This is a genomic window from Streptomyces sp. NPDC005899 (genome assembly GCF_040629645.1).
Taxonomy (GTDB): Bacteria; Actinomycetota; Actinomycetes; order Streptomycetales; family Streptomycetaceae; genus Streptomyces.
The window spans coordinates 1-5,636 of the sequence record NZ_JBEXWB010000381.1 but is presented as its reverse complement, the minus strand read 5'-3'; the positions used below and the strand labels follow the sequence as shown (position 1 = coordinate 5,636).

Sequence of the window (5,636 nt, the reverse complement as noted above, 5' to 3'; positions counted from 1 at the left end):
CGGGGCGCCCCTCTCGCTGTTCCGGGTGCGGGTGTCAGCCGGCCAGGCAGGACGGGCCGAGCAGTACCTTCAGGTCGCCGAAGAGGGCCGGGTCCGGCTTGACCCGGTGCCGGTCGAGGCGGAGCACGGTGGTCTTGCGCGGCCCCTGGAGCCTGATCCGCACCTCGGTGTCGCCCCGGTGGCTGCTGAGGACCTCGCCGAGCCTGCTGACCATGGGCGGCGTGATCTTGACCGTGGGGATGGTGAGGACGACGGGGGCGTTGGCGCCGGCCGAGGAGATGTCGGGGACCTGCATCTCCATGGCGACCAGGCGGGGGATGTCCTCCCGCTTGTCGAGGCGGCCCCTGACGAAGACGACGGTGTCCTCGACGAGCTGGGTGGAGACGAGCTGGTAGGTCGCCGGGAAGAACATGCACTCGATCGATCCGGCGAGGTCCTCGACGGTGGCGATGGCCCAGGCGTTGCCCTGCTTGGTCATCTTGCGCTGGAGGCCGGAGATGATGCCGCCGACGGTGACGATGGCCCCGTCCGCGTGCTCGCCGCCGGTGAGCTGGGAGATGGCCGCGTCGGACTTGTCGGACAGCACGTGCTCCAGGCCGAAGAGCGGGTGGTCGGAGACGTACAGGCCGAGCATCTCCCGCTCCTGGGCGAGCAGGTAGGACTTCTCCCACTCGACGTCGGAGAACTCGACGTCCAGCCCGAAGCCCGGCTCGTCGCTCTCCTCCTCGCCCATCCCGCCGAAGAGGTCGAACTGTCCCTCGGCCTCCTTGCGCTTGACCTGCACCACGTTGTCGATCATCGGTTCGTGGTGGGCGACGAGGCCCTTGCGGGTGTGGCCCATCTCGTCGAAGGCGCCGGCCTTGATGAGCGATTCGACGGTGCGCTTGTTGCAGACGACCGCCTCGACCTTGTCGAGGAAGTCGGGGAAGGAGGAGTACTTCCCCTTGGCCTTGCGGGACCGGATGATCGAGTCGACGACGTTCTGCCCGACGTTGCGGACGGCGGTGAGGCCGAAGAGGATCACGTCGTCGCCCTGGGCGGCGAAGTTGGACTCGGACTCGTTGACGTTCGGCGGGAGCACCTTGATGCCCATGCGGCGGCACTCGTTGAGGTAGACCGCCGACTTGTCCTTGTCGTCCTTGACCGACGTCAGCAGCGCCGCCATGTACTCGGCCGGGTAGTTGGCCTTGAGGTAGGCGGTCCAGTAGGTGACCAGGCCGTACGCGGAGGAGTGGGCCTTGTTGAACGCGTATCCGGCGAAGGGCACCAGGACGTCCCACAGCGCCTTGATCGCGGCGTCGGAGAAGCCGTTCTTCTTGGCACCGGCCTCGAAGAGGACGAAGTTCTTCGCCAGCTCGTCGGCCTTCTTCTTGCCCATCACGCGGCGCAGGATGTCGGCCTCGCCGAGCGAGTAGCCGGCGACGATCTGGGCGGCCTTCTGCACCTGCTCCTGGTACACGATCAGGCCGTAGGTGAGCCCGAGGACCTCCTTGAGCGGCTCCTCCAGCTCCGGGTGGATCGGGGTGATCTCCTGGCGCCCGTTCTTGCGCTCGGCGTAGTTCGTGTGCGAGTTCATGCCCATGGGGCCCGGCCGGTAGAGGGCCGAGACGGCGGAGATGTCCTCGAAGTTGTCGGGCTGCATCTGGCGCAGCAGCGAGCGCATCGGCCCGCCGTCGAACTGGAACACCCCGAGCGTGTCACCGCGGCAGAGCAGCTCGTAGGTCTTGGGGTCGTCCAGGGGCAGGGCGAGCATCTCCAGGTCGACGCCCTTGTTGGCCTTCACCATCTTGATGGCGTCGTCCATGATCGTCAGGTTGCGCAGGCCCAGGAAGTCCATCTTGAGCAGGCCGAGCGACTCGCACTGCGGGTAGTCCCACTGCGTGATGGTGACGCCGTCGGTGTGCCTCACCCAGACCGGCGCGTGGTCGACGATCGGCTCGCTGGACATGATCACGCCGGCCGCGTGCACGCCCATCTGCCGGACCAGGCCCTCGACGCCCTTCGCGGTGTCGATGACCTTCCTGACGTCGGGCTCGTTCTCGTACATCCCCCGGATCTCGCCCGCCTCGCTGTAGCGCGGGTGCTTCGGGTCGGTGATGCCGCTGAGGTCGATGCCCTTGCCGAGGACGTCGGCGGGCATGGCCTTGGTGAGGCGGTCGCCCATCGCGTACGGGTAGCCGAGGACGCGCGCCGAGTCCTTGATCGCGTTCTTGGCCTTGATCTTGCCGTAGGTGCCGATCATGGCGACCTTGTCGGCGCCGTACTTCTCGGTCACGTACCTGATCACCTCGACGCGCCTGCGCTCGTCGAAGTCGATGTCGACGTCGGGCATGGAGACGCGCTCGGGGTTGAGGAAGCGCTCGAAGATCAGCCCGTGGGTGATCGGGTCGAGGTCGGTGATGCCCATGGCGTACGCGACGATCGAGCCGGCGGCCGAGCCTCGGCCCGGGCCGACCGCGATGCCGTTGTTCTTGGCCCACATGATGAAGTCGGCGACGACGAGGAAGTACCCCGGGAACCCCATCTGGATGATGATGTCCATCTCGTACTCGGCCTGCTTCTGCCGGTCCTCGGGGACACCGCCCGGGTAGCGGCGGGCCATCCCGGCCCGGACCTCCTCCTGGAACCAGGTGATCTCGGTGTAGCCCTCCGGGATCTCGAACTTCGGCATCAGGTCGCGCTTCTCGAACATGCCGGTGGTGTCGATCTGCTCGGCGACCAGGAGCGTGTTGGCGCAGCCCTCCTGCCAGGCGTCCGAGGAGTCGACGCCGTACATCTCGTCCGTCGTCTTGAGGTAGTAGCCGGTGCCGTCGAAGCGGAAGCGGTCGGGATCGGAGAGGTTCTTGCCGGTCTGGATGCAGAGCAGGGCGTCGTGGGCCGTCGCCTCGTGGGCGTGGGTGTAGTGCGAGTCGTTCGTCACCAGCGGCGGGATGCCCAGCTTCCGGCCGATCTCCAGCAGCCCGTCGCGGACCCGGCGCTCGATCTCGATGCCGTGGTCCATGAGCTCCAGGAAGTACCGGCCCTCACCGAAGATGTCCTTGTAGTCGGAGGCCGCCTTGACCGCCTCGTCGAACTGCCCGAGCCGCAGCCGGGTCTGCACCTCGCCGGAGGGGCACCCCGTGGACGCGATGAGGCCCTCGGACCACTGGGAGATGGTCTCCTTGTCCATGCGCGGCCACTTCTGGAGCCAGCCCTCGGCGTACGCGTCCGAGGAGAGCCGGAAGAGGTTGTGCAGACCGGTGCTGTTCGCCGCCCAGATCGTCTTGTGGGTGTATCCGCCGGAACCCGAGACGTCGTCCCGCTTCTGGTGCGGCTGCCCCCACTGGATCTTGCGCTTGTGCTTGCGCGACTCGGGGGCGACGTAGGCCTCGATCCCGATGATCGGCGTGACCCCGGCCTTCGTGGCCGAGTGGAAGAAGTCGTACGCCCCGTGGAGGTTGCCGTGGTCGGTCATCGCGATGTGCGACATGCCCATCTCGTTGCACGCCTCGAACATGTCCTTCAGCCGCGCGGCACCGTCCAGCAGGGAGTACTGGGTGTGGACGTGCAGGTGCGTGAAAGGCGGCTTGCTCACGGCGCTGTGCCTCCGGGGAACGTGCGGGGGGCGGCAGGGATCCCTCGCACGGGCCGGGCGGGATCGCGGGTCCGGTCCACGGGGAAGGATCCTGGGGGACAGCGCCGAAGTCTACGTCGTGGAGGTCACCGGCGGCGGGCACTCCGGGGTACGGTCGCGCGTTGGAAGCTCTGGGACGCCCGTCCCATTTGTCATGAACGCCATGTAGCAGGAGGCACCCAGCGATGTCGGACACGCAGACCCGCGCGCAGGAGCGCGGGGAGCAGATTCTCGCCGTTTTCGACACCGCCTTCGGAGAGCTCCTGGCCGCCGATCCCGCGGCCTTCCGGGTCAAGTTCCGCAAGATGGCGGGCTCCGCGTTCGCCTTCTACCGCGGCTCCGCCGGGCTGTTCTACGCCGATCTGGAGCGGGAGCAGCGCGGCGGCCCGTACCTGGACGAGCGCACGAGCCGGGTCTGGATCCACGGCGACCTGCACGCCGAGAACTTCGGCACGTACATGGACGCCAACGGCCGCCTCGTCTTCAACGTCAACGACTTCGACGAGGCCTACGTCGGCCCCTTCACCTGGGACCTGAAGCGCTTCGCGGCCTCCCTGGCCCTGATCGGCTACGCCAAGGCGCTGAGCGACGACCAGATCACCGAGCTGGTCGGGGTCTACGCCGCCGCGTACCGGGAGCGCATCCACGCGCTCGCGACGGGCGCGAAGAACGACGAGGTGCCGCCCTTCACCCTGGACACGGCCGAGGGCCCGCTGCTCGGCGTGCTGCGCGTCGCCCGGTCGCTGACCCGGTTCGGGCTGCTGGACTCCATGACGGAGATCCGGGACTTCGAGCGCAGGTTCGCCGCCGGCGGCGGTGCGATCGACCTGGACGCCGCGACGCGCTACAAGGTGCTCGCCGCCTTCGACGGCTACCTGGAGACGCTGCCGGAGTCGAGCCTGACCCGGCCCGACTCCTACCGCGTGAAGGACGTCGTCGGCCGCCGCGGGATCGGGATCGGCTCGGCGGGCCTGCCCTCGTACAACATCCTCCTGGAGGGCAACAGCGACGCCCTGGAGAACGACGTGGTGATCTACCTCAAGCAGGCCCAGACCCCCGCCGTGTCCCGCCACGTCACCGACGCGGCCGTCCGGGACTACTTCCAGCACGAGGGCCACCGCACGGTGATCTCCCAGCGCGCATTGCAGGCGCACGCCGACCCGTGGCTCGGCTGGACGGAGCTGAACGGCGCGGGCCAGCTGGTCGCGGAGGTCTCCCCGTACGCGGTGGACCTCGACTGGTCCGACATCGACGAGCCGGCGGAGATCGCGGCGGTCGTGGCCGACCTGGGCCGGGCGACGGCGACGATGCACTCGGCCGCCGACGACGAGAGCGGGCACTCCCTGGTGCCCTTCTCCACGGAACGCGCCATCGACGCGGCGATCGCGGCGGACGAGGAGGGGTTCGCGGAGCTGCTGACCGACTTCGCGCACGAGTACGGGGCCCGGGCCCGCGCGGACCACCAGATCTTCGTGGACCTCTTCCGCAACGGCCGCATCCCAGGCCTGTAACCGGCGGCGCCCGGTCTCCGGGGCCGATCTACAGGAAGCCATGGCACACTCTCCGGCGATGGACGTATCAGGGACGCAGATCAGGGCGGTACGCGCGGCGGTGTTCACCGCCCTCGTCGTCACGCTCTCCTCGGCGTCCCACGTGCTGCTCTCCCGGGTCCCGCTGCCCTTGACGGCGATCGCGCTGCTCGCCGGCGCCGTCTTCGCGGCGGCGTTCGCGCTCGCCGGCCGGGAGCGCGGTTTCGGGGCCATCGCCGGTCTGCTCGTCCCGCTGGAGCTGGCCGCGGACACGGTGTTCACCACCGGACAGCACCTCTGCTACGGAGCGGCGGGCGGGCCGATCGCCGGCCCGCTGCGCTCGGTCGGCGTGGACGTACTGTGCGGCGGCGAGTCCGGCACGGGCCCCGACGGGCTCGCCGGGGTCGCCGCGGTGGGGACCCCGCTGGCCGGGGTGACGGGGGCCGGCGACGGGGCGGCGGCCCTGCTGGCCTCCCCGGGGCCAGCGGTGCCCT

2 protein-coding genes and 1 pseudogene are annotated in these 5,636 nt (G+C 69.1%); 2 read left to right on the top strand and 1 reads right to left on the bottom strand.

Features of this window, described 5'->3' with window-relative positions; genetic code table 11:
* Positions 1-34 precede the first annotated feature (34 nt).
* A complete protein-coding gene (gene dnaE / locus ABZ371_RS28145; protein WP_358684666.1) occupies positions 35-3,574 on the bottom strand; it encodes a DNA polymerase III subunit alpha in 3,540 nt (1,179 codons plus the stop codon).
* Between the two features lie 224 nt (positions 3,575-3,798).
* Between dnaE and ABZ371_RS28140 the strand changes: the two genes are divergently transcribed.
* The gene (locus tag ABZ371_RS28140) at positions 3,799-5,124 is read left to right on the top strand and encodes a DUF2252 domain-containing protein (protein ID WP_358684663.1); all 1,326 of its coding nucleotides are present in this window, start codon (positions 3,799-3,801) and stop codon (positions 5,122-5,124) included.
* A 58-nt stretch (positions 5,125-5,182) separates the two neighbouring features.
* Positions 5,183-5,636: pseudogene (locus ABZ371_RS28135) on the top strand (hypothetical protein); the annotation flags it as partial.

What these genes read in the sequence shown, in the direction of transcription:
- ABZ371_RS28140 (WP_358684663.1), top strand. Translation starts at nt 3,799, where the DNA reads ATGTCGGACACGCAGACCCGCGCGCAGGAGCGCGGGGAGCAGATTCTC.